This is a genomic window from Pseudomonas costantinii (assembly GCF_001870435.1).
GTDB lineage: Bacteria > Pseudomonadota > Gammaproteobacteria > Pseudomonadales > Pseudomonadaceae > Aquipseudomonas > Aquipseudomonas costantinii.
In genome coordinates, this window is the sequence record NZ_MDDR01000035.1 from 306,122 (window position 1) to 330,000 (window position 23,879).

The 23,879-nt window shown below is 58.1% G+C and carries 22 protein-coding genes and 1 rRNA gene (1 of these 23 cut by a window edge); 15 read left to right on the plus strand and 8 right to left on the minus strand.

The features are described from left to right. Positions 1 to 5: 5 nt before the first annotated feature. From BFL40_RS20100 to dksA, 4 genes are all read right to left on the minus strand, one after another. Positions 6 to 2,960 carry a sensor histidine kinase gene (locus BFL40_RS20100; RefSeq protein WP_162493875.1) on the minus strand — a complete coding sequence of 985 codons (2,955 nt, stop codon included), beginning with the start codon at positions 2,958 to 2,960 and terminating at the stop codon, positions 6 to 8. Continuing rightward, on the minus strand, positions 2,944 to 3,120 hold the full coding sequence (locus BFL40_RS33825; protein WP_003176118.1) for a hypothetical protein: 177 nt from the start codon (positions 3,118 to 3,120) through the stop codon (positions 2,944 to 2,946). Before BFL40_RS33825 ends, BFL40_RS20100 begins: the two co-directional genes overlap by 17 nt. A gap of 62 nt (positions 3,121 to 3,182) precedes the next feature. Further along, entirely contained in the window at positions 3,183 to 4,070 is an 888-nt protein-coding gene (gene gluQRS, locus BFL40_RS20105; protein ID WP_071485579.1) for a tRNA glutamyl-Q(34) synthetase GluQRS, read from the minus strand. Between the two features lie 84 nt (positions 4,071 to 4,154). After that, positions 4,155 to 4,589: an RNA polymerase-binding protein DksA gene (gene dksA / locus BFL40_RS20110; RefSeq protein WP_005791430.1), complete on the minus strand. Its 435-nt coding sequence runs from the start codon at positions 4,587 to 4,589 to the stop codon at positions 4,155 to 4,157. A 319-nt stretch (positions 4,590 to 4,908) separates the two neighbouring features. Here dksA and BFL40_RS20115 point away from each other — a divergent pair, with 319 nt between their 5' ends. After that, positions 4,909 to 6,081, plus strand: a complete 1,173-nt coding sequence (locus tag BFL40_RS20115) for a pyridoxal phosphate-dependent aminotransferase (protein WP_071485580.1) — start codon at positions 4,909 to 4,911, stop codon at positions 6,079 to 6,081. Further along, positions 6,081 to 6,794, plus strand: coding sequence for a DNA/RNA nuclease SfsA (gene sfsA / locus BFL40_RS20120; protein WP_071485581.1), 714 nt, complete (start codon positions 6,081 to 6,083; stop codon positions 6,792 to 6,794). Before BFL40_RS20115 ends, sfsA begins: the two co-directional genes overlap by 1 nt. Here sfsA and BFL40_RS20125 read toward each other — a convergent pair. After that, positions 6,791 to 7,108, minus strand: coding sequence for a Rieske (2Fe-2S) protein (locus tag BFL40_RS20125; RefSeq protein ID WP_071485582.1), 318 nt, complete (start codon positions 7,106 to 7,108; stop codon positions 6,791 to 6,793). The two genes, sfsA and BFL40_RS20125, sit on opposite strands and share 4 nt — an antisense overlap. 156 nt (positions 7,109 to 7,264) lie before the next feature. On the opposite strand from BFL40_RS20125, the gene BFL40_RS20130 reads away from it, so the two are divergent. Genes BFL40_RS20130 through BFL40_RS20140 form a run of 3 tightly spaced genes read left to right on the plus strand, consistent with a single transcriptional unit; the run spans position 7,265 to position 9,944 of the window. Further along, positions 7,265 to 8,143, plus strand: coding sequence for a heme/hemin ABC transporter substrate-binding protein (locus BFL40_RS20130; RefSeq protein WP_071485583.1), 879 nt, complete (start codon positions 7,265 to 7,267; stop codon positions 8,141 to 8,143). Continuing rightward, a complete protein-coding gene (locus BFL40_RS20135) occupies positions 8,140 to 9,177 on the plus strand; it encodes a FecCD family ABC transporter permease (RefSeq protein ID WP_071485584.1) in 1,038 nt (345 codons plus the stop codon). Before BFL40_RS20130 ends, BFL40_RS20135 begins: the two co-directional genes overlap by 4 nt. Next, complete coding sequence (locus BFL40_RS20140; protein WP_071485585.1) at positions 9,177 to 9,944, plus strand: heme ABC transporter ATP-binding protein; 768 nt, start codon at positions 9,177 to 9,179, stop codon at positions 9,942 to 9,944. The genes BFL40_RS20135 and BFL40_RS20140 overlap by 1 nt, the downstream gene beginning before the upstream one ends. Positions 9,945 to 10,187: 243 nt before the next feature. On the opposite strand, the gene BFL40_RS20145 is transcribed toward BFL40_RS20140, so the two are convergent. The 3 genes from BFL40_RS20145 to BFL40_RS20155 all read right to left on the minus strand — a co-directional run bounded on the left by BFL40_RS20145 (position 10,188) and on the right by BFL40_RS20155 (position 12,658). Continuing rightward, the gene (locus BFL40_RS20145; RefSeq protein ID WP_016973739.1) at positions 10,188 to 10,460 is read right to left on the minus strand and encodes a TfoX/Sxy family protein; all 273 of its coding nucleotides are present in this window, start codon (positions 10,458 to 10,460) and stop codon (positions 10,188 to 10,190) included. A gap of 203 nt (positions 10,461 to 10,663) precedes the next feature. Next, positions 10,664 to 11,008, minus strand: coding sequence for a pentapeptide repeat-containing protein (locus tag BFL40_RS20150; RefSeq protein ID WP_071485586.1), 345 nt, complete (start codon positions 11,006 to 11,008; stop codon positions 10,664 to 10,666). A gap of 93 nt (positions 11,009 to 11,101) precedes the next feature. Further along, positions 11,102 to 12,658 (minus strand): bifunctional aminoglycoside phosphotransferase/ATP-binding protein, encoded by a 1,557-nt coding sequence (locus BFL40_RS20155; RefSeq protein WP_071485587.1) that lies wholly within the window; start codon positions 12,656 to 12,658, stop codon positions 11,102 to 11,104. 118 nt (positions 12,659 to 12,776) lie between these two features. On the opposite strand from BFL40_RS20155, the gene mrcB reads away from it, so the two are divergent. The 10 genes from mrcB to BFL40_RS20205 form a co-directional block, all read left to right on the plus strand. Next, entirely contained in the window at positions 12,777 to 15,101 is a 2,325-nt protein-coding gene (mrcB, locus tag BFL40_RS20160) for a penicillin-binding protein 1B (RefSeq protein WP_071485588.1), read from the plus strand. A 16-nt stretch (positions 15,102 to 15,117) separates the two neighbouring features. Further along, positions 15,118 to 15,852, plus strand: coding sequence for a tetratricopeptide repeat protein (locus tag BFL40_RS20165; RefSeq protein WP_071485589.1), 735 nt, complete (start codon positions 15,118 to 15,120; stop codon positions 15,850 to 15,852). Continuing rightward, positions 15,852 to 16,181, plus strand: coding sequence for a YqcC family protein (locus tag BFL40_RS20170; RefSeq protein WP_071485590.1), 330 nt, complete (start codon positions 15,852 to 15,854; stop codon positions 16,179 to 16,181). Before BFL40_RS20165 ends, BFL40_RS20170 begins: the two co-directional genes overlap by 1 nt. 430 nt (positions 16,182 to 16,611) lie before the next feature. Further along, the gene (locus BFL40_RS20175) at positions 16,612 to 18,336 is read left to right on the plus strand and encodes an acetolactate synthase 3 large subunit (protein ID WP_071485602.1); all 1,725 of its coding nucleotides are present in this window, start codon (positions 16,612 to 16,614) and stop codon (positions 18,334 to 18,336) included. Between the two features lie 2 nt (positions 18,337 to 18,338). Then, positions 18,339 to 18,830: an acetolactate synthase small subunit gene (gene ilvN, locus BFL40_RS20180; RefSeq protein ID WP_060783453.1), complete on the plus strand. Its 492-nt coding sequence runs from the start codon at positions 18,339 to 18,341 to the stop codon at positions 18,828 to 18,830. A gap of 46 nt (positions 18,831 to 18,876) precedes the next feature. Further along, positions 18,877 to 19,893 carry a ketol-acid reductoisomerase gene (gene ilvC / locus BFL40_RS20185; RefSeq protein WP_007948647.1) on the plus strand — a complete coding sequence of 339 codons (1,017 nt, stop codon included), beginning with the start codon at positions 18,877 to 18,879 and terminating at the stop codon, positions 19,891 to 19,893. Between the two features lie 146 nt (positions 19,894 to 20,039). Then, on the plus strand, positions 20,040 to 20,897 hold the full coding sequence (gene pssA / locus BFL40_RS20190) for a CDP-diacylglycerol--serine O-phosphatidyltransferase (RefSeq protein WP_071485591.1): 858 nt from the start codon (positions 20,040 to 20,042) through the stop codon (positions 20,895 to 20,897). A gap of 63 nt (positions 20,898 to 20,960) precedes the next feature. Continuing rightward, positions 20,961 to 21,974, plus strand: a complete 1,014-nt coding sequence (gene msrP / locus BFL40_RS20195) for a protein-methionine-sulfoxide reductase catalytic subunit MsrP (protein WP_071485592.1) — start codon at positions 20,961 to 20,963, stop codon at positions 21,972 to 21,974. After that, a complete protein-coding gene (gene msrQ / locus BFL40_RS20200; RefSeq protein ID WP_071485593.1) occupies positions 21,974 to 22,594 on the plus strand; it encodes a protein-methionine-sulfoxide reductase heme-binding subunit MsrQ in 621 nt (206 codons plus the stop codon). The genes msrP and msrQ overlap by 1 nt, the downstream gene beginning before the upstream one ends. Positions 22,595 to 23,139: 545 nt before the next feature. Beyond that, positions 23,140 to 23,879: ribosomal RNA gene (locus tag BFL40_RS20205) — 16S ribosomal RNA — on the plus strand; it runs 797 nt beyond the window's last position.

Consider the following 23,879-nt stretch of genomic DNA (forward strand, 5'->3'; position numbering starts at 1 on the left):
CGGTCTCAGTTCACAGCGGACGTCGCTTCGACATGACGCGGCAAGGTCACCCGAATACGGGTGCCGCGTTGGCTTTCAATGTCAGCCGGGCTGTCGATGGTGATTTGTCCATAATGCTCTTCAACGATGGAATAGACCAGTGCAAGGCCCAGACCGGTACCTTCACCTGGATCCTTGGTGGTGAAGAAGGGTTCGAACAATCGGTCCATGATGTTCTGTGGAATGCCGCTGCCTTCATCCTCAACGATCAGATCGATCGTATGTTCGAAAGCCTCGGTCTTGACGCGTACCGCGCCGCCGGCCGGCGTTGCGTCGCGGGCGTTGGACAGCAGGTTGATCAGTACTTGGGCCAGGCGTTGTGAGTCGCCGTCAACCCAGTGGTCCGGGTCGCACAGGTTAAAGAACTGTACTTCGAAATTGCGCCGGTTCAAGGCCAGCAGCCCAATGGCGTCTTGCGCTACTTCAGCCAGGCACACAGCCTCGTCCTGGTTCTGATGGGCGCCCGCGTGAGCAAAGCTCATCAGCGACTGCACGATGCGCGAGACACGCTTGGTCTGCTCAAGGATTTGCCCGCTGATCTCGGTGATTTCGCCATCTTCTTCGCGCTCTTCCCGCAGGTTCTGCGCGAGGCAGGCGATACCGGTGATCGGATTACCAATTTCATGGGCTACCCCCGCTGCCAGGCGGCCAATACTGGCCAAGCGCTCGGAGTGCACCAGCTTGTCTTCGAGCATCTGGGTTTCGGTCAGGTCTTCTACCAGCAACACCAAACCGCTGTTACCGGGTGCCAGGGGTTCGTCGATGGCAGCTTTGTGCAGGTTGAGCCAACGGGTCTGGCCATCGAGGGCCAAATGTTGTTTGTGCAAATGCTCGTCAGGCAGGTTGATGAAACCTTGCAGCAGTTCTTTCCATGGGTCTCCCAGGGTATTGAGGCGCGAACCGACCACACGTTGAGCGGCGATTCCCGTCAGTTCTTCCATGGCCTTGTTCCACATCAGGATCTCTTGGTCCTTGGCCAGGGAGCACACGCCCATCGGCAGTTCCTGCAGGGTCTGGCGGTGGTAGCGACGCAGGGCATCGAGTTCGGCCGCGAGGCCGGTGAGACGTGAGTGATAATCCTCCAGCCGGCTCTCGATGAAGTGGATGTCTTCGGTCACGTAGTTTTCGCCGCCGGCCTTGTAAGGCAGGAAGGTTTCCACCATGTCCTGGGACACGCTCGGGCCCATCAGCCCGGACAGGTTGGCTTCGATTCGGTCACGCAGGCGGCGTAACGCATAGGGTCGGCGCTCGTCGAATGGCAGATAGAGATCGCGTAGCGCTTGTTCGACTTCCTTTTGCGCGGCTTTCGCACCCAGGGGTTTGGCCAATTGCGTGGCGAACTCCTGGGGTGACGCGGCATGCAGTTCACGGCGTTGCGGGCGGCGCACGTTGTCCACTGCGCAGGCTTCGGCGGCGCTGGTCTCTTCCGGGCTGGCGTTGGTGAACAGCGAGATCAGGGTGAACATCAGCACGTTGGCAGCCAGGGACGCAATCGCTGCCATGTGCCAACTGGTGTCGTCCAGCACGTAGATCATGTTCAGCAGTGGGATGTAGAAACCTTGCAGGTTGCCGACCAGCGGCAGCAGCATGGTGACGATCCACACGAGGATGCCTGCTAGCAGCCCGGCGATAAAACCACGGCGATTGGCCGTCGGCCAGTACAGCACCGACAACACGCCCGGCAGGAACTGCAAGGTGGCGACGAAGGCGACGATACCCAGGTTGGCCAGGTCCTGTCCGGCGCCGAGCAGCAGGTAGAAACCATAGCCGGCCATGATGATCGCGACGATCAGCGCACGGCGTGTCCATTTCAGCCAGCGGTAAATATTGCCTTCAGCGGGTGGCTGGTACAGCGGCAACACCAGGTGGTTGAGCGCCATGCCCGAGAGGGCCAAGGTGGTGACGATGATCAGTCCGCTGGCGGCTGATAAACCGCCGACGTAAGCGAGGAGTGCCAAGGCTGGGCTGTTGGCGGCAATCCCGATGCCGAGGGTGAAATATTCAGGGTTGGTGGTCGCCCCCAGTTTCAGGCCGGCCCAGAGGATCAGCGGCACCGCCAGGCTCATCAGCAGCAGGAACAGCGGCAAGCCCCAGCTGGCGCTGACCAGTGAGCGCGGGTTGAGGTTTTCGGTGAAGGTCATGTGGTACATGTGCGGCATCACGATCGCCGAGGCGAAGAACACCAGCAGCAGCGTGCGCCATGGGCCTTCCTGTAACGGAGTATGCAGGGCGGCGAGGGCGGTCTGGTTTTGCAGCAGCCACAGTTCAAGTTGTTGCGGGCCGTCGAACACGCCGTAGAGCGCATAGAGGCCGACGCCGCCGATGGCGATCAGCTTGATCACCGATTCGAAGGCAATCGCAAATACCAGGCCTTCGTGCTTCTCGCGGGTGGCGATATGGCGCGAGCCGAAGAAAATCGTGAACAGGCTGATCAGCGCGCAAAAGGCCAGGGCGACCCGATGTTGAACGGGTTCGCGAGTCAGAATGCTGATGGAGTCGGCGACGGCCTGGATCTGCAGGGCCAGCAGGGGCAACACGCCGATCAACATGAAGATGGTGGTCAGCGCACCGGCCCAGGTGCTGCGAAAACGAAAGGCAAACAAGTCCGCCAGGGAAGACAACTGATAGGTGCGAGTAATCTTCAGAATCGGATACAGCAACACGGGTGCCAGCAGGAAGGCGCCGGACACCCCTAGATAGCTGGAAAGAAAGCCATAACCGTATTGGTAGGCCAAACCCACTGTGCCGTAGAACGCCCAGGCGCTGGCATAGACGCCCAAGGACAATGTGTAGGTCAAGGGATGGCGAATGATCGCCCGCGGAATCATTCCACGCTCACTGATCCAGGCGACGCCGAACAACGCAGCCAGGTAGGCGGCGCTGATCAGCAGCATCTGGGTGAGGCTAAAGCTCATCGGCATCTTTTTGGCTCTGCAGGATGAAGGTCACGACGATCAGGATCAGCCACAGCAGATAAGGGCGGTACCAGGCGCCTGTGGCGTCGATCCACCAATCCATGATGGCGGGGGAAAACAGGTAGATCCCGACGACCAGCAGCAGGACCAATCGATAGATGTACATGTTGGCCTCTGATTAAAAAACTGCGGCGATGGTAACGGATGGTGGCCAAGCTGCAAGCGCCTTCAGCTCAATTGCGCTTCGGCCAATGTGAGTGTGCGCGGGATAAGCAAAGCATCCCAGTGCGCAATACCCCAATCCAGCAGTTCCCGTGGGCTGGCGTGAAGCAGCTCGTCGCCGGGTTGCTGGCCGAGAGCGCGCAATGCTCTCAACAACAAAGGCGTGGCCTGGTCGGTCGCCAACGGTGGGGATCGGTAAGACTTTCCCAGCTTGTTACCGTCCGGCTGGATGATCAGCGGTACGTGCAGGTAGCGCGGTTGGCGCAGGCCCAGTAACTCCTGCAAGTACAGCTGGCGCGGTGTGGAGTCCAGCAGGTCGGCGCCGCGCACGATATCGGTAATACCTTGCCAGGCATCATCGAGCACCACGGCCAGTTGATAGGCGTAGAGGCCGTCTCGGCGACGGATAACGAAATCGCCTACATCACGGCCAAGATGCTGTCGGAATTCGCCCTGCACGCGGTCGGTAAAGTGGTACTCAAGTTCGGGGACGCGCAGGCGTATCGCGGCATCTTGCTGATCGTGCCCCGCATTGCGGCACAAACCTGGGTAAATCCCGTTGTAGGGCTCCAGCTGTTTACGTGAGCAGGTGCAGGCGTATGCCAGGCCATGGTTGAACATGTCGTTCAGTACTTTGGCGTAGGCGTCATGCCGCTCGCTTTGCCGGACCAGTTCGCCATCCCACTCAAAGCCGTAGCTTTCCAGGGCATGCAGAATCGCCGTCTGGGCGCCGGGTTGTTCTCGAGGTGGGTCGAGGTCTTCCATGCGCATTAACCAGCGGCCATGGTTGGCACGGGCATCGAGGTAGGAGGCGAGGGCGGCGACCAGTGAGCCGAAGTGCAAATGGCCGCTGGGCGTGGGGGCGAAACGCCCGATATAGGTAGAGGCTGTCATGGGCCGGATACTACTGGAAAATCGGTAAACGCCAGAAACAAAAATGGGGCGTTTGCACGCCCCATTCGTTCAGTTCGGCAGGGATTACTTGCCGACCTGTTTTTCCTTGATTTCAGCCAAGGTTTTGCAGTCTACGCAGAGGTCCGCAGTAGGGCGGGCTTCCAGGCGGCGAATACCGATCTCGACGCCGCAGGATTCGCACCAGCCGTATTCCTCGTCTTCGATCAGTTGCAGTGTCTTGTCGATTTTCTTGATCAGCTTGCGCTCACGATCACGGGCGCGCAGTTCGAGGGCGAATTCCTCTTCCTGGCTGGCACGGTCTGCCGGGTCCGGGAAGTTGGCTGCTTCGTCCTTCATGTGGTCAACCGTGCGGTCGACTTCCTGCATCAAGTCCTGCTTCCACTGCTTCAGGATTTTGGAGAAGTGCTCGCGCATGGGCTTGCCCATGTATTCCTCACCCTTCGATTCAACGTAGGGTTGGAAGCCGCTGATGCTCTGTTGCTTTGCTTGGGTGGACATGAATAGACCGCCTCTCACTCTTCTAATCCATTGCGCAGGATTGCAACGTCACCGACACCTGCCGGCCCTGCGGCTGCAAGCGGGCGAACTTACCAGATAGATTCGGGGTGCGCCACTCCCGGTTGTCGAGGCCCACAGTAAAGGGGGTAGCAAACACTAGCAGCCCACCGTGGCTGGGAATGTATCGTCTCGAATGTTGATTTTAGTCGTTTTGCACGCGCTTGCCCGGACCGCGTAGGGGGCGAGCAGGCAATAGAACATGTTTTACGTCGCGGGTTCGGTAGAATCCTGATTTTGTCCTCACCGTTAAGGAAGGCTAATGGCTCAGCCCTACAGTGCGCGTAGTCGCGCCATCGAACCTTTTCATGTCATGGCGTTGCTGGCGCGAGCCAATGAGCTGCAGGCGGCCGGCCATGACGTGATCCACTTGGAAATCGGCGAGCCGGATTTCACCACGGCCGAGCCGATCATCCAGGCCGGGCAGGCGGCGTTGGCCAACGGCAAAACCCGCTACACCGCGGCCCGTGGGTTGCCCGAGTTGCGCGAGGCGATCAGCGGTTTTTATCAGCAACGCTACGGCCTCAGCGTAGATCCTGAGCGAATTCTGATCACTCCCGGTGGCTCCGGCGCCTTGTTGTTGGCCAGCAGTCTGTTGGTCGATCCGGGCAAACACTGGCTGTTGGCTGACCCCGGTTATCCCTGTAACCGACACTTCTTACGCTTGGTAGAAGGTGCGGCCCAGTTGGTGCCGGTAGGTCCGCAAGTCCGCTACCAATTGACCGCCGATCTGGTGGCCAAGCATTGGAATCAGGACAGTGTGGGCGCGTTGGTCGCGTCCCCGGCCAACCCCACCGGCACGATCCTCACGCGGGACGAGTTGGCCGGGTTGTCGAGTGCAATCAAGGCGCGCGACGGCCACTTGGTGGTAGACGAGATTTATCACGGCCTCACTTACGGCACCGACGCCGCCAGCGTGCTGGAAGTCGACGACGATGCCTTTGTCCTGAATAGTTTTTCGAAGTATTTCGGCATGACCGGCTGGCGCCTGGGCTGGCTGGTGGCGCCGCCTGCGGCAGTCGGTGAATTGGAGAAGCTGGCGCAAAACCTCTACATCAGCGCGCCGAGCATGGCTCAGTACGCAGCCTTGGCCTGCTTCACCCCGCAAACCCTGAGCATTCTTGAAGAGCGCCGCGCCGAATTCGGCCGTCGTCGTGATTTTCTGCTGCCGGCCTTGCGCGAACTGGGCTTTGGTATCGCCGTAGAGCCGGAGGGCGCGTTCTATTTGTACGCCGATATCAGCGCGTTCGGCGGTGATGCCTTCGCCTTTTGTCGTCACTTCCTCGAAACCGAGCACGTGGCATTTACCCCGGGGCTGGATTTCGGCCGCTATCAAGCCGGTCACCATGTGCGTTTTGCCTACACGCAAAACCTCGATCGGCTACAAGAGGCGGTGGAGCGCATTGCCCGTGGCTTGCGGAGCTGGCAAGGCTGATGCGTTTTTATCCTCCTCTCGAAGAAGGGCGGCTGATTCGCCGCTACAAGCGCTTTCTTGCCGATATCGAAACCGTTACCGGCGAGTTACTGACTATTCACTGCCCGAACACCGGTTCGATGTTCAATTGCATGGTGGAAGGTGGCCAGGTCTGGTTCAGTCGTTCCGATGACCCAAAACGCAAGCTGCCAGGCACTTGGGAAATTGCCGAAACGCCGCAAGGCCGCCTGGCGTGCGTCAACACCGCGCGCGCCAACCCGTTGGTCGAGGAAGCGTTGCGCGCCGGGGTCATCACTGAGCTCAACGGTTTTACTGCGTTGAAGCGCGAAGTGCCTTACGGCCAGGAAAAAAGCCGCATCGACTTTCGGCTGGAATACCCACAAGGGGCGGCGTATGTGGAGGTCAAAAGCGTCACGCTAGGCTTTGATGGCTCGGCGGTGGCAGCTTTTCCCGATGCGGTAACCCTGCGCGGCGCCAAGCATTTGCGGGAGCTGGCGCACCTGGCACGCGAAGGTGTGCGGGCGGTGCAGTTGTATTGCGTCAATCTCTCGGGGATCGATGCGGTGCGCCCGGCGGTGGAAATCGACGCCGGTTACGCCGCCGCGTTGCGTGAAGCCAAGGCTGCCGGTGTGGAGGTGTTGGCCTACGGTGTGCGGGTCACGCCTGAGGAAATTTACGTCGACCGTCGGTTGGATGTGCTGATGGGCGACTAGAGTTCAACCCACAGGCCCTGTTCGTCTTCGCGGCCGGGTAGGGCGATGAGGCTTTGGCCTGCGCAGGGGCCGGCGATGCATTCGCCGCTTTCGATCAGAAACAGCGCGCCGTGGGTGGCGCACTGGATCAGGCTGGCGCTTGAATCGAGAAAGCGATCGGGCTGCCATTCCAGCGGGATACCGCGGTGCGGGCAGCGGTTGATATAGAAGTAGGCAACGCCATCCCGGCGAACGGCCAACAGCTTGCAACCGTCGATCTCAAAGCCGAGGCTGCTGTCTGGCGCGAGGGTGTCGGAGGGGCAGAGAAACTTCATTTCAATCCTTAAGTGCCTTGACGTTCAAATGCAAACAATTATCAAATGCCGGCTTCGCCCGTTAGCTGACTGGGCGCTCAGTACGATGCCAGACAGGGGTTATCTGTCACATTGATGAGTGCTTGAGCGGCCCTGCCCTTGGAAGGAAACCCTGTTATGCGCCTGAGTACCAGCGCTATTGCGCTTGTTGCCTCACTGCTGGTCAACCACGGAGCACACGCCTCTGAACTGCCACAACGCTGGGTCAGCGCTGGTGGGGCACTGTCGGAATGGGTGACGGCCTTGGGCGCTGAGTCGAAGTTGGTGGGGGTCGATACCACCAGTCAGCACCCGGAGTCGCTCAAGGCGTTGCCGAGCATTGGTTATCAGCGGCAGTTGTCGGCTGAAGGCATCCTGAGCCTGCGCCCGCAAGTCCTCGTAGGTACCGAGGAAATGGGGCCGCCGCCGGTCCTGGCGCAGATTCGCGGTGCGGGTGTGCAGGTGGAAATGTTCTCGGCCCAGCCCGATTTGCCAACCTTGAAAGCCAACCTCCAGCACTTGGGCAAATTGCTCGGCAGTGAAGCCAAGGCCAACGAATTGTTTACCGGATATGAGCAGGCGCTTGAGCAGCAGAAGAGCTGGGTCGCCAAGGCCCAGGGTACGCAGAAGGCGCCGGGCGTGCTGTTGCTGCTGGGCCATGCGGGTGGCAAGCCGCTGATTGCGGGTAAAGACACGGCGGCCGATTGGATGTTGCAACAGGCGGGTGGCCACAATCTGGCGACCCACACGGGTTATAAGCCGTTTTCGGTGGAGTCGCTGGCGGGGTTGAGTCCTGATGTGCTGGTGTTTGCTGATCGAGCCCTTACCGGTGACGCGGCGCGGGCGGCCTTGTTCAAGGAAAACCCGATTTTGGCTTCAACGCCGGCAGCCAAGAATGGGCGGGTGTTTGAGCTGGACCCGACCTTGCTGGTCGGTGGGCTGGGGCCGCGCCTGCCGCAAAGTCTGGTGAAGCTGTCCGCCGGGTTTTATCCGTCCCAGGCTAAACCTGCCCCATGACCACTTTGGTTAAGCCGAAAACGCTGTTTATGGGTCTGTCGCTGCTGTGTGTTTTGGCGATCTGGCTCTCATTAGCCCTGGGGCCGGTCAGCCTGCCTTTATTGGATACGCTCAGGGCAGCCCTGCGCTTGATGGGTGTACCGATCGAGGCTCAGGGGCTGGAGCAGGCTGAGTTGATCCTGGGGCAGATTCGCTTGCCGCGTACGTTGCTCGGTCTGGCGGTGGGTGGCGTGCTGGCGTTGTCGGGTGTGGCGATGCAGGGGCTGTTTCGCAACCCGCTGGCTGATCCTGGGTTGGTTGGCGTCTCCAGTGGCGCGGCGTTGGGCGCGGCTATCGCCATCGTTGGTGGTTCCTTTTTTGGTGGGTTGCCGGATGCGTTCGGGCCGTACTTATTGTCGCTGTGTGCATTCCTTGGCGGTTTGGGTGTCACGGCGCTTGTCTATCGACTGGGACGTCGTAACGGCCAGACCAATGTTGCGACGATGCTGCTCGCCGGTATCGCCCTCACGGCGCTCGCCAGCTCTGCGGTGGGGTTGTTTACCTATCTGGCGGATGACGCCACCTTGCGTACCCTGACCTTCTGGAACCTGGGCAGCCTTAATGGCGCCAGCTATTCGCGGTTGTGGCCGTTGTTGCTGGTGAGCGCCGGTGTGGCGTTGTGGTTGCCTCGTCGGGCTAAAGCACTGAATGCGTTGCTGCTGGGTGAGTCTGAGGCCAGTCACCTTGGGATTGATGTTGAAGGGCTCAAGCGCGAGCTGGTCTTCTGTACGGCGTTGGGTGTGGGCGCGGCGGTTGCGGCGGCGGGGATGATCGGATTTGTCGGGCTGGTGGTGCCGCATCTGGTGCGGTTGCTATCGGGGCCGGATCATCGGGTGCTATTGCCGGCTTCGGTGCTGGCGGGCGCTAGCCTGTTGCTGTTTGCCGACTTGGTAGCGCGTTTGGCCCTGGCGCCGGCGGAGTTGCCGATCGGCATCGTGACCGCGTTTATTGGTGCGCCATTTTTTCTCTTTTTGTTGTTGCGGGGGCGTGCCTGATGCTGCGAGTGGAAGAGCTGCAGATCCGGCGCGGTCGTAAAACCGTGTTGGCTGACGTCACCCTAGACCTGCTGCCGGGAGAAGTGTTGGGTGTGCTGGGGCCTAATGGTGCCGGCAAAAGTACGTTGCTCGGTGCGTTGTGCGGGGAGTTGCATCCGGACCAAGGCAGGGTCTGGCTGGATCAGCAAGAGTTGAAGAGCTGGAGCGGTTCACAGCGTGCCCAGCGCTTGGCAGTGTTGCCACAAACCTCAACCCTGGATTTCGCCTTCCGTGTCGAAGAGGTTGTCGGCATGGGCCGCTTGCCCCATCAAACAGGTCGGGTGCGTGATGATGAAATCATCGAAGCAGCTTTGCATGCGGCTGATGTTGGGCACCTGAGTGGTCGCAGTTATCTGGCCTTGTCGGGCGGAGAGCGCCAACGTGTGCACCTGGCGCGGGTACTTGCGCAGTTATGGCCGGGTGAAGCGGGGCAGACGTTGCTGTTGGATGAGCCGACGTCGATGTTGGACCCTCTGCATCAACACACCACCTTGCAAGCCGTCCGTAGCTTTGCCGATCGAGGCGCGGCGGTGCTGGTGATCCTGCATGACCTGAATCTGGCGGCCCGTTACTGTGACCGTATTTTGTTGCTGGAGGACGGGCGACCACATGCCTTGGACATACCGTCAAAGGTCTTGCGACCGGATCCGCTCAAGGCTGTGTTTGGTTTGGATGTGTTGGTGCAACCGCATCCGGAGCGTGGGCATCCGTTGATTATCGCGCGCTGAAGTCAACTTTTTCACGGGTAAAAAAAGACCCGGCAAGAGCCGGGTCAAATAACCGTGATTAGCCTGATGAGGAGATAATCTGAGAGTCCGAACCAATGGTCTTTCAGTTATCGGCTGATCTCGCGACCAGTTGTGATAATCATAACGATTCTCATTTGAGAGTCAACATTTGTTTTGCATGCTCTGCTGGTTTTCTCAATCGCTTGGTCACAATGCCCGTAAACGTTGGGTTTGATTGTCGATCTAATTCTTCTGACGCGCTGAAATAGCATCCAACTGACGGTTCAACGCTTCCTTGCGCTCCGTAGGAATGTCGTTCCAGTGCACATCCATCAATGCGCCCTCAATTGCATACAGCAGTACTTTCGATGCCCTGAACCCGCGAGTCCGCACGGCTCGGTAGGCATCAACCGCTCCCAGGCGGCGCAAGTCGGACGCGCTGTGGATGCCCACCGCGTGCAGCCACTGCGCCGACGTCTTGCCAAGATTTTTCAGGTGTTGCAACTCATCATTCATCAAGCCTCCTTGCGACGGCCGAATGGTGCGGTGGGTATCGTGACCAGGCAAGCCTGAAAAGGAGTGTAGCGCTCAGTAGGAAAAGCGTGGTTCTTTGGTCAGGAACGGCTGAAAAGCTTATAAGAATGGCGCGGGAATTTTGACGATACGCAGGCGAGAAGCCCCCGGCCCGCTGGGCGCGTAGCCGGGAGCTGGGTGTGGTGTTATTTAGTACGGTAGCGCAGGCGAGTACCGAAATTGACCGACATCAGGATCTCGTCGGCGGTCAACTCCGGTGGGAAGTAGGTGCCGGAGATCTGCGCATGAGCCAGGCTCGCGCCTTCCAGTGAGCAGTCACGCAAATCCAGGCCACGCAGGTCGGCAGAGCGGAAATACGCGTCGGTGAAGTCCACGCCTGTGGCATTCAAGTCGCGCAGGTCCAGCCCTCGGAAGTCGCCACCACGCATGTCGACAGTGCCATCTTTGGGGCGTTCCTGGTTGAAACCGCGGATATTATCTTTGTGCAGGAGTGCGTAGAGCGGGGTATCAAGAAGCTTGGGCTGACTCATGATGGCGACTCCTGTTGGAATTATGACGCCATTATAGTGCCACTATTGCTCGGCCGTGCACCGAAGATCGGTGACACGGCCAAGAAATATTTCTTACAGGCCGGGCAGGCGCTGGCGAATGTGAGCCACCAAAGCGTCCAGCGTCCCGCTTTCATTGGTCTCGACACGTTTGCTCAGCAGCAGTTCTTGGGCAGTCAACGGATCGCGATTGGCGAGTTGCTCCTCGATAACGGCCAGCGTCGCGTCGGACGGATCGTTTTTGTCTGCCTGACGTTGTGCCAACCAACTGGCGATAACGGCTTGCGGTGCATTGCAATCCAGGATCAGGAACGGCGCACCGGTGGCCTCGGCAACCTTGGCGGCTGCGTCGCGCTGCTCGCGCTTCAGGAAGGTGGCATCCAGTACCACCGGGAAGCCGGCGCGCAATACGGTATCGGCGATTTCGTTCAGACGGGCGTAGGTAGCAGCGCTGGCGTCGGCAGCATAGATGCCCGCCTGTGGTGTGTTCTCCACCTGCTGTTCGCCAAACAGGCGTTTGCGCTCTACATCCGAACGCAGGCGCACCGCACCAAGCGCTTCCACCAAGCGCATCGCAACGTGGCTTTTGCCGACGGCCGAAACACCGTGGGTAATCGCCAGGAAGCGCGAAGGAATGGTGCTGTAGCTTTCCGCCAGGTTGGCGTAGTTGCGGTATTGGCGAAGAGTGGTAGCGCGCTGTACCGGATTTGCTTCGCTCGGCATGCTGAACAGCGAAACTTTGGCGCGAACCAGCGCACGGTAAGCTTTATAGAAGTTCAGCACTTCAAGGCCTTGGTAGTCGCCGGTCAGTTCCAGGTATTGGCTGATAAACCGACGCGCCAGGGATTTGAGGCCGCGGTCTTCCAGGTCCATGGCCAGGAAACCGGTGTCGGCGTAAACGTCGGTGAAGCGGAACGGTTCGTTGAATTCGATGCAGTCGAAAATCACCACTTTGCCATCAATCAGGGTGGCGTTGCCCAAGTGGATATCGCCGTGGCATTCGCGGGTAAAACCGTCGAGCTTGCGTTGTGCCAGCAGCGGCTTGAGGCGTTCGAAGCTGCTTTCGGCCCAGGCTTGCAGGGCTTCGAGCTGTACCAGGTCGGCTTTGTCGCTAAGGAACGGGCGGATCTGATCGAAGTTCTGACGTACCGGCGCCATCACCTCGTCTGGGGTACCGGCTGGGTGGTTTTGCGGAACCTTTGGTGCGGTGAGGTGAAAATGCGCGATTTGCTTGGCCATCTCATCAATGTGCGCGCTGGTCAATTCGCCGTTGGCTTGTAAGGTGCTGAGCAATTGGCTTTGTGGGAACTGGCGCATTTTCAGCGCGTACTCGATCACCGGGCCGTCGCCACCCAATTGCGGGGCTTCGGCTGTGCCGGTAATTGGCAACACCTCAAGATACAAATCTTCGGTCAGGCGCTGGTTGAGGCGCAGCTCTTCGTTACAGAAGTGACCGCGATCGTTCAGGGCGGTGAAGTCCAGAAAACCGAAATTCATCGGTTTCTTCAACTTATAAGCGTAGGGGCCGGTCAGTATCACCCAGGAAATATGGGTTTCGATGACTTGAAACGCTTCAACCGGATGAGGGTACAAAGCCGGGTTTTGCAGGGCGGCGATCAGGGACTGGCTCACGGGCGATCCTTCAAAGACTGGGGGAAATCATGGCGGGCATTATGGCCGCTACGAGCGGTCATGCAAACCGCCGTCCGGTTCATGTTGATCATCAATAAAGTGCGTATAATCCGCCGCCATGACTCGAACCCGATCTCCCCGTTCCCGTAAAAAACCTCCTTCTCGCGGCCTGCGTCCGTGGCTGGGCTGGGCGCTGAAGCTCAGCCTGGTGGGCCTTGTGGTGCTTGCCGGCTTTGCGGTGTACCTCGATGCTGTGGTCCAGGAGAAGTTCTCCGGTAAGCGCTGGACCATCCCGGCCAAGGTGTACGCCCGCCCGTTGGAGCTGTTCACCGGCCAGAAGCTGAGCAAGGATGACTTCCTCACCGAACTCGATGCGCTGGGCTACCGCCGCGAACCCGTGAGCAATGGCCCGGGTGCGGCAGCTGTCAGCGGCAATACCGTCGACTTGAACACCCGCGGCTTCCAGTTCTATGAGGGCCTGGAAAAAGCCCAGCCGGTGCGCGTGCGTTTTTCAGGCGACTATGTGGCCGAGCTGGCGTCGCTCAATGGCTCGAAGTTGCCCGTGGTGCGCCTGGAACCGCTGCTGATCGGCGGCATTTATCCGAAGAACCTTGAAGATCGCATCCTGATCAAGCTTGATCAGGTACCGCCGTATCTGCTGGAAACCCTGGTAGCTGTAGAAGACCGCGATTTCTACAGCCACTGGGGCGTGTCGCCGAAGTCCATTGCCCGCGCCATCTGGGTCAACACTTCCGGCGGCAAAATGACTCAAGGCGGCAGTACGCTGACGCAACAGTTGGTCAAGAACTTCTACCTGACCAACGAGCGCAGCCTGACCCGTAAGCTCACCGAAGCCATGATGGCGATGCTGCTGGAGTTGCACTACAGCAAGCAGGAAATCCTTGAGGCGTATCTCAATGAGGTATTCGTCGGTCAGGATGGCCAGCGCGCGGTGCACGGGTTTGGCTTGGCCAGTCAGTTCTTCTTCGGCCAACCATTGTCCGAATTGAAGCTGCATCAGGTCGCGCTGCTGGTGGGCATGGTCAAGGGACCGTCCTATTACAACCCGCGCCGCAACCCGGAGCGTGCGCTCGAGCGCCGCAACCTGGTGCTTGACGTGCTGGAGCAGCAGGGCGTTGCCACTGCCGAGCAAGTCGCAGCGGCGAAGAAAATGCCACTGGGTGTGACAACCCGCGGCAAGCTGGCCGACAGCTCCTTCCCAGGCTTTATCGATCTGGTCAAACGTCAGTTGCGTGAAGACTATCGCGACGAAGACTTGACCGAAGAAGGTCTGCGGATCTTCACCAGTTTCGACCCGATTCTGCAAATGAAGGCCGAAGCGTCCGTCAACGACACCTTCAAGCGTCTGACAGGCCGTAAAGGCTCCGATGAAGTAGAAGCGGCCATGGTGGTAACCAACCCGGAAACCGGTGAAGTCCAGGCCATGATCGGCAGTCGCCAAGCCAGTTTTGCAGGTTTCAACCGCGCACTGGATGCCGTGCGGCCGATCGGCTCGCTGGTCAAGCCGGCGGTCTACCTGACGGCTTTGGAAAAACCGAGCAAATACACCCTGACCAGTTGGCTGTCGGATGACCCGCTGTCAGTCAAAGGTGCTGATGGCCAGGTGTGGACGCCGCAGAACTTCGATCGTCGCTCCCACGGCACCGTGTTCCTGTATCAGGGCCTGGCGCATTCCTACAACATCTCCACCTCGCGTCTGGGGCTTGAGGTGGGTGTGCCGAATGTGCTGAAAACCTTGGGGCGCCTGGGTATCACCCGTGAGTTCCCGGCTTTCCCATCGATGCTGTTGGGCGCTGGCGCCATGACCCCGATGGAAGTGGCCACGATGTACCAAACCCTCGCCAACGGGGGCTTCAATACACCGATGCGCGGCATTCGCAGTGTGCTGACCGCCGAGGGCGAACCGCTTAAGCGCTACCCATTCCAGATTCAGCAGCGTTTTGATGCGGGCTCCATCTACCTGATCCAGAACGCCATGCAGCGCGTGATGCGTGAGGGCACCGGGCGTTCGGTCTACAGCGTGCTGCCGGCGAACCTGACGCTGGCGGGTAAGACTGGCACCAGTAACGATTCGCGTGACAGTTGGTTCGCCGGTTTTGGCCAGGATGTGCTGGCGGTGGTGTGGCTGGGGCGTGACGATAACGGCAAGACACCGTTTACCGGTGCGACCGGTGCGCTGCAGGTCTGGACCAGCTTCATGCGCAAGGCTGACCCGCTGCCGCTGAACATGCCGCAACCGGATAACATCGTGCAAGCCTGGATTGATCCGCACACGGGGCAGGGCTCCAATGCCAGCTGTCCGGGCGCGGTACAGATGCCGTATATTCGCGGCAGCGAGCCACCAGCCGGCGCCGCGTGCGGTGGCAGTGCGCCCGCTGACGCGGAATCGGTGATGGATTGGGTCAAGGGCTGGATGAATTAAGCAAAGAGGGTTTCAAGTGAACAAGTGGTGGATTCCAGCTATTACAGCTCTGGCTTTGCTCAACGGTTGCGCCAGCGTGCAGCGCGGTTCGATTCCGGTGGTGGACTCGAGCACGACCGTTTCCAATAACGACCGTATCTCGGCCAATGGCGGTTTCCGTCAGACCGTGGTCAAGCGTCCTGCCCAAGCGACAACTCAAGCAATGCCGCAGGATTCGGGTGTGGTGGTGATGGTGCCGGGCGCTGGTGCGGCCACGTCGGCGCCGATCAGCGCTGAGCCGTGGACTCCAGGGCCGAGTACTTCGGGTCCGGTCAATTCCGCGCCGATTCAAACGGCGCCGATCAACCAAGGCACCTACAACATGCCGTCGACACCCAGCGGCATTCCGTCGTCGTCCAATTCCGGTGGCCTGTCGGCTGACGAGCAACTGGATGGTCCGGTACTGGCCTTGCTGACTACCGCCCAGCAACAGCAGGCGGGTGGCGATTTGAACGGCGCGTCGTCGAGTCTCGAGCGTGCTCAGCGCGTGGCACCTCGTGAGCCGCAAGTGTTGTACCGTCTGGCCCAAGTCCGTATGGCCCAGGGTGATGCACCGCAAGCCGAGCAGTTCGCTCGTCGCGGCCTGACCCTGGCTAACGGTCGTCCTGACCTGCAAGCCAACCTGTGGGGTTTGATTGGTGATGCGCGTGCTGCCCAAGGCGATGCCGCAGGCGCCGCCCAGGCCCGGCAAAAAGCCAAGGTCAGTCTCTGATGGATTCGCGTTTTCCCGCGATAGCCGAACAGCTATTGCTGATCGAGCGTGAATTGCGCGTGCAAGGCTGGTGGGACGAGGTGTCCCCCAGCACCGAGGCGCTCAGCAGTGTCGAGCCGTTTTCGGTCGACACCCTGGACTTTCATCAGTGGCTGCAATGGATCTTCCTGGTGCGCATGAAGCAGATCCTCGAGCAGGACCTGCCATTGCCGAATGCGTCGGGGATCATGGAGATGGCCGAGATGGTCTACGCCGATCGTCCGCAAGAGAGCCTTGGCTTGCGAAATGCGCTGAAAAAGTTCGATCAATTGATCGTCGACGCTCGTTAATTGCCTGACTGCCGGTTTTTCCGGCAGTCTTGCGCACATTTCTACCGCTTGACGACATTCAGGCGAGTTTTATCCCTCCTCAAAGCCCTTTCTTCTGCGTTCTCATGCGCTTAGTTGGAAAAAAGCGCAATTATTGCTTGACTTGAACGGCCTGAAACAGAAGAATCCAAAGTCCGCTGTATCGGGACTGCCAGAAGCAGGCCCGCTCAGCAGATCATGAGGCGCACATCCGCGCCGACCTGTTACACCCGCAACGCGTTACCTCGCGCTGGGTGGGAAAAGCCCGCAACACTTGGGACGATCCCAATACTTGCTCAGTCAGTGCTGACGTAGTCGGCGACCACCGTCGCTCATGCTCTGTTGAGAAGTAAACCTATTAAGACCCGTCGGTTTCAACGGACGGTATTCTGGCGTTTTAGAGGTGAACAACGTGGAGCTTTTATCTGGCGGTGAGATGCTCGTCCGCTTTTTGCGTGACGAAGGCGTCGACTATATCTACGGGTACCCAGGTGGTGCTCTGCTGCATGTTTACGACGCACTGTTCAAGGAACCGGCTGTTACCCACATCCTGGTTCGCCACGAACAGGCCGCGACCCATATGGCTGACGGTTACGCCCGCGCCACCGGTAAAGCTGGTGTGGTACTGGTAACGTCAGGCCCAGGCGCAACCAATGCCATTACCGGCATCGCGACTGCGTATATGGACTCCATCCCGATGGTGATCATTTCCGGCCAGGTGCCAAGCACGATGGTGGGGACTGATGCATTCCAGGAAACCGACATGATCGGTATCTCCCGGCCGATCGTGAAACACAGTTTCATGATCAAGCGCGCATCGGAAATTCCGGAAGTCATGAAAAAGGCCTTCTACCTCGCACAGTCCGGTCGCCCGGGGCCTGTAGTGGTCGATATTCCGAAAGACATGACCAACCCGGCCGAGAAATTCGAATACATCTTCCCGAAGAAAGCCAAGCTGCGCTCCTACAGCCCGGCTGTTCGTGGGCACTCGGGTCAAATCCGCAAGGCGGCAGAAATGCTCCTGGCGGCTAAACGTCCTGTGCTGTACTCAGGCGGTGGCGTGATTCTGGGCGGCGGTTCTGCACCGTTGACTGAACTGGCCAAGCTGCTCAACCTGCCGGTGACCAACACCTTGATGGGCCTCGGCGCATTCCCGGGTACGGACCGTCAGTTCGTCGGCATGCTCGGCATGCACGGCAGCTACACCGCCAACTTGGCCATGCACCACGCTGACGTGATCCTGGCCGTGGGCGCGCGTTTTGATGACCGCGTGATCAATGGCCCGAGCAAATTCTGCCCGAATGCCAAGATCATCCACATCGACATCGACCCGGCGTCCATCTCCAAGACCATCAAGGCCGACGTGCCGATCGTGGGTCCAGTAGAAAGCGTCTTGACCGAAATGGTTGCTGCGCTCAAGGACATCGGCGAAACGCCAAACAAGGAATCCGTTGCCAGTTGGTGGAAGCAGATCGACGAATGGCGCGGTGATCGCGGCCTGTTCCCTTACGACAAGGGTGACGGCAGCATCATCAAGCCACAAACCGTGATCGAAACCCTGTGCGAAGTGACCAAGGGCGATGCCTTTGTGACCTCCGACGTAGGCCAGCACCAGATGTTCGCCGCGCAGTACTACAAGTTCGACAAGCCTAACCGCTGGATCAACTCCGGTGGCCTGGGCACGATGGGCTTTGGTTTCCCTGCGGCCATGGGTGTGAAACTGAGCTTTCCGGAGACCGACGTGGCGTGTGTCACCGGTGAGGGCAGCATCCAGATGAACATCCAGGAACTGTCGACATGCCTGCAGTACGGCCTTCCGGTGAAGATCGTCTGCCTGAACAATGGCGTGCTGGGCATGGTTCGTCAGTGGCAGGACATGAGCTACAACAGCCGTCACTCCCATTCCTACATGGAGTCGCTGCCGGATTTCGTCAAGTTGGTTGAAGCCTATGGCCACGTCGGCATGCGCATCACTGATTTGAAAGATCTGAAGCCGAAGATGGAAGAGGCGTTCGCCATGAAGGACCGCCTGGTGTTCCTGGATATTCAGGTAGATACCAGCGAGCACGTCTACCCGATGCAGATCAAAGACGGCTCTATGCGCGACATGTGGCTGAACAAGACGGAGCGTACTTAATCATGCGGCATATTATCTCCCTGCTTCTGGAGAACGAACCCGGCGCTCTGTCCCGTGTTGTCGGCCTGTTTTCGCAACGTAACTACAACATCGAAAGCCTGACCGTGGCCCCGACCGAAGACCCGACGCTGTCGCGCCTGACGTTGACCACCGTAGGCCACGATGAGGTGATCGAGCAGATCACCAAGAACCTCAACAAGCTGATCGAAGTGGTCAAGCTGGTCGACTTGTCGGAAAGTGCCCACATCGAGCGCGAGCTGATGCTGGTTAAAATCAAGGCCACGGGTGCTCAACGTGCCGAGATCAAACGCACTACCGATATTTATCGCGGGCAGATCGTCGATGTGAGCGCCAGCGTTTATACCGTTCAACTGACCGGTACAAGCGACAAACTGGACAGCTTCATCCAGTCGATCGGGACGGCCTCGATTCTGGAAACTGTACGCAGTGGTGTCACCGGGATTGCCCGTGGCGACAAAGTACTCAGCATTTAACCCAATTAGTGAATGGCCTCACGGCCTGGATATATAGAGGAACCTCATGAAAGTTTATTACGAAAAAGATTGTGACCTGTCGATCATCCAGGGCAAGAAAGTCGCCATTATCGGCTACGGTTCCCAGGGTCACGCGCAAGCTTGCAACCTGAAAGACTCCGGCGTTGACGTGACTGTCGGCCTGCGTAAAGGCTCGGCCACTGTTGCCAAGGCTGAAGCCCACGGCCTGAAAGTGACTGACGTTGCTTCCGCTGTTGCTGCTGCCGACCTGGTCATGATCCTGACTCCGGACGAATTCCAGTCCGCGCTGTACAAGAACGAAATCGAACCGAACATCAAGAAGGGCGCCACCCTGGCCTTCTCCCACGGTTTCGCTATTCACTACAACCAGGTTGTGCCGCGTGCTGACCTCGACGTGATCATGATCGCGCCGAAAGCACCGGGTCACACCGTGCGTTCCGAGTTCGTCAAAGGCGGCGGTATCCCTGACCTGATCGCGATCTACCAGGACGCGTCGGGCAACGCCAAAAACGTTGCTCTGTCCTACGCGGCCGGCGTTGGTGGCGGTCGTACCGGCATCATCGAAACTACTTTCAAGGACGAGACTGAAACCGACCTGTTCGGCGAACAAGCCGTTCTGTGCGGTGGTACCGTTGAGCTGGTTAAAGCCGGTTTCGAAACCCTGGTTGAAGCTGGCTACGCGCCGGAAATGGCCTACTTCGAATGCCTGCACGAACTGAAGCTGATCGTTGACCTCATGTACGAAGGCGGTATCGCCAACATGAACTACTCGATCTCCAACAACGCCGAGTACGGCGAGTACGTGACTGGCCCGGAAGTGATCAACGCCGAGTCCCGTCAGGCTATGCGCAACGCCCTGAAACGTATTCAGGACGGCGAATACGCCAAAATGTTCATCAGCGAAGGCGCTACCGGCTACCCTTCGATGACCGCCAAGCGTCGTAACAACGCCGCTCACGGTATCGAAATCATCGGCGAGCAACTGCGCTCCATGATGCCGTGGATCGGTGCCAACAAGATCGTCGACAAAGCCAAAAACTAAGTCGTACGTATCAAGAGAAAACGCGGCTTAGGCCGCGTTTTTTCGTTTGGGGAGACGGGTTCTGGTATAAAGCTGCATCGTTTGCGGGCGAACACTCGCCGCAAGTATTTGTCGAATTCTTTTCACACCGTTGCAAGGTAAAGTCCATGAGCGAACGTCCCGAAGAGCCAAACCAGGCCTCTGACGCCGAAAGCCTGCTACCAATCGATGAGCATGTCGAAGAAGGGCATGACGCCGAAGGTCGCAAGGTCCGGCATCGTGGCATCTATCTTCTGCCCAATCTGTTCACCACGGCGAACCTGTTTGCCGGGTTCTATTCCATCATCAACTCCATGAGCGCCCAAAGTGCACTGGCCGCGGGTGATGCGGCGAGTGCCAGCAAGTATTTCGGTTTTGCTGCCATCGCAATCTTCGTGGCCATGGTGCTCGACGGTCTTGATGGTCGCGTTGCGCGTATGACCAATACTCAGAGCGCCTTCGGTGCCGAGTATGACTCGCTGTCGGACATGGTTGCCTTTGGTGTTGCGCCAGCGTTGCTGGCGTTTGCCTGGGCGTTGGGTGATATGGGTAAGGTTGGCTGGATGGTTGCCTTTATCTATGTTGCGGGTGCCGCTTTGCGTCTGGCGCGCTTCAATACCCAGGTGGGTACTGCCGACAAGCGTTACTTCATCGGTCTTGCCAGCCCGGCTGCTGCGGGTGTGGTGGCGGGTATCGTCTGGGCGTTCAGTGATTACGGCATCCAGGGTTCGAAGATGTCGTTCTTGGTGGCCTTGATGGTTGCAGCAGCCGGTATGCTGATGGTCAGCAACATCAAGTACAACAGCTTCAAGGAGTTCGATCTCAAGGGGCGCGTGCCTTTCGTGGCGATCCTGGTAGTGGTGCTGGTATTTGCGGTCGTGTTCAGTGATCCGCCGCGTATTCTGTTGCTGGCGTTCCTGATCTACGCCGCTTCGGGGCCGGTTCAGTACTTGCTGCATCTGCGCCGCGACAAAACATTGCCTTAATGTAATTTCCCCCATACTCCGCAGTCTATTGGTGCATCAGTTCTCCAATGCTGCGGAGTTGCCATGTTAATCAAATTGCCCAAAGCGTCCGATTGCCATGAATCGGATGTCACGCCTGAATCCTTCTACCTCTCTCGCCGCAGCTTGCTCGGTGGTGCGCTTGCCGGTGTTGCTGTTAGTAGCTTGCCGCGCTGGGCCAGTGCCGAAGAGGCTGCTCGCTATACCGATGTCGAGCCAGGCAACGCGCCGAAATGGTTTACCGAGAAACTGCCAGGTACAAAGTGGCAGTCGGTAACTGTAAAGGACGAGGCTATCACCCCGTTCAAGGACGCGACCCACTACAACAACTTCTATGAGTTCGGCACAGGCAAGGGCGACCCGGCGGCGAATGCGGGCTCCCTCAAGACCCAGCCGTGGAGTGTTGTGATTGACGGTGAGGTCGCGAATCCGGGGCGCTATGCCTTGGAGGACTTCATGAAGCCTTATCAGTTGGAGGAGCGGATCTATCGTTTGCGCTGTGTAGAGGCGTGGTCGATGGTTATTCCGTGGATGGGCTTCCCCATTTCGGCCTTGCTCAAGCAAGTTGAGCCGACTTCCAAAGCCAAATATATCCGCTTCGAAACCCTGCAAGATCCTAAAAACATGCCTGGTCAGCGCTCAAGTTTTGGCTTGATTGACTGGCCTTATGTAGAGGGGTTGCGTCTGGATGAGGCGATGAATCCCTTGGCTATTCTTGCCGTCGGTATGTATGGGCGCGAATTACCTAATCAGAATGGCGCGCCGTTACGTTTGGTGGTGCCGTGGAAGTATGGCTTCAAGAGCGTGAAGTCCATTGTGCGGATCAGTCTTGTGAGCGAGCAGCCTAAGACCACTTGGCAGAGTATTGCGGCGGACGAGTATGGGTTTTATGCAAACGTGAATCCTACGGTTGATCATCCTCGTTGGACCCAGGCGCGGGAGCGTCGCCTACCGAGCGGCCTGTTCAGTCCTAATGTGCGAGAGACTCAGATGTTCAACGGGTACTCCGATGAGGTCGCTTCTCTATATACCAGTCTCGATCTGCGGAAGAACTATTGATGCGCTATCCGATCTGGCGCATCGGCGTCTTTATAGTTGCGGCAGTGTGGCCGTTGTTCTGGCTGTATGAGGCGTGGAGTTCGGCACTCGGGCCTGATCCGGGAAAAGTGCTGGTTGATCGGTTGGGGTTGGGCACGTTGATCTTGTTGCTGATCACCCTGGGAATGACGCCGCTGCAAAAGCTGAGTGGATGGGCGGGGTGGATAGCTGTGCGCCGGCAGCTGGGTTTGTGGTGTTTTGCTTATGTCGTGCTGCATCTTGCAGCCTATTGTGTATTTGTCCTTGGGTTGGATTGGTCGCAGTTGGGGGTGGAGTTGCGTAAGCGGCCCTACATTATTGTGGGGGCGCTGGGCTTCCTGTCTTTATTGGTGCTCGCGGTGACGTCTAATCGCTATAGCCAGCGTCGGCTTGGGAGTCGCTGGAAGAAACTGCACCGCTTGGTCTATGTGATTCTTGGGCTCGGCTTGCTACATATGTTGTGGATTGTTCGGGCTGATCTGAAGGAGTGGGCCATCTATGCATCTATAGGTGCGCTGCTTCTGGTGCTGCGGATCCCTCCGGTAATGCGCCGGATCCCCCGCCTTATTGCGAAAAAAGCACTTTCTGCAACAAAAGCGTAATTAAGGGTTGACGGCAGATTCTAGAAGTCTATAATTCGCCCCACTTCCGGCGCAGTCGAAACGGAAAACTCCTTGGTAAACAAAGAGTTATGTAGGTTTCGATAGCGAGTTGCTTCAGTTCATCGAGGCCCAGAAGGAGTTGGTAGAGCGGTGTAGTTTGGCTCTATTAACGTTTCGATCCTCTCGGTCGAAAGCGGAGAAAAAGAGGTGTTGACAGCAGCGTGTAACGCTGTAGAATTCGCCTCCCGCTAACGAGAGATCGGAAGCGCAAGTGGTTGAAGTTGTTGAAGAAATCTTCGAAAGCTTCTGAAAATAATCACTTGACAGCAAATGAGGCTGCTGTAGAATGCGCGCCTCGGTTGAGACGAAAGATCTTAACCAACCGCTCTTTAACAACTGAATCAAGCAATTCGTGTGGGTGCTTGTGGAGTCAGACTGATAGTCAACAAGATTATCAGCATCACAAGTTACTCCGCGAGAAATCAAAGATGTAACCAACGATTGCTGAGCCAAGTTTAGGGTTTCTTAAAAACCCAAAGATGTTTGAACTGAAGAGTTTGATCATGGCTCAGATTGAACGCTGGCGGCAGGCCTAACACATGCAAGTCGAGCGGTAGAGAGAAGCTTGCTTCTCTTGAGAGCGGCGGACGGGTGAGTAATGCCTAGGAATCTGCCTGGTAGTGGGGGATAACGTTCGGAAACGGACGCTAATACCGCATACGTCCTACGGGAGAAAGCAGGGGACCTTCGGGCCTTGCGCTATCAGATGAGCCTAGGTCGGATTAGCTAGTTGGTGAGGTAATGGCTCACCAAGGCGACGATCCGTAACTGGTCTGAGAGGATGATCAGTCACACTGGAACTGAGACACGGTCCAGACTCCTACGGGAGGCAGCAGTGGGGAATATTGGACAATGGGCGAAAGCCTGATCCAGCCATGCCGCGTGTGTGAAGAAGGTCTTCGGATTGTAAAGCACTTTAAGTTGGGAGGAAGGGCAGTTGCCTAATACGTAACTGTTTTGACGTTACCGACAGAATAAGCACCGGCTAACTCTGTGCCAGCAGCCGCGGTAATACAGAGGGTGCAAGCGTTAATCGGAATTACTGGGCGTAAAGCGCGCGTAGGTGGTTTGTTAAGTTGGATGTGAAATCCCCGGGCTCAACCTGGGAACTGCATTCAAAACTGACTGACTAGAGTATGGTAGAGGGTGGTGGAATTTCCTGTGTAGCGGTGAAATGCGTAGATATAGGAAGGAACACCAGTGGCGAAGGCGACCACCTGGACTA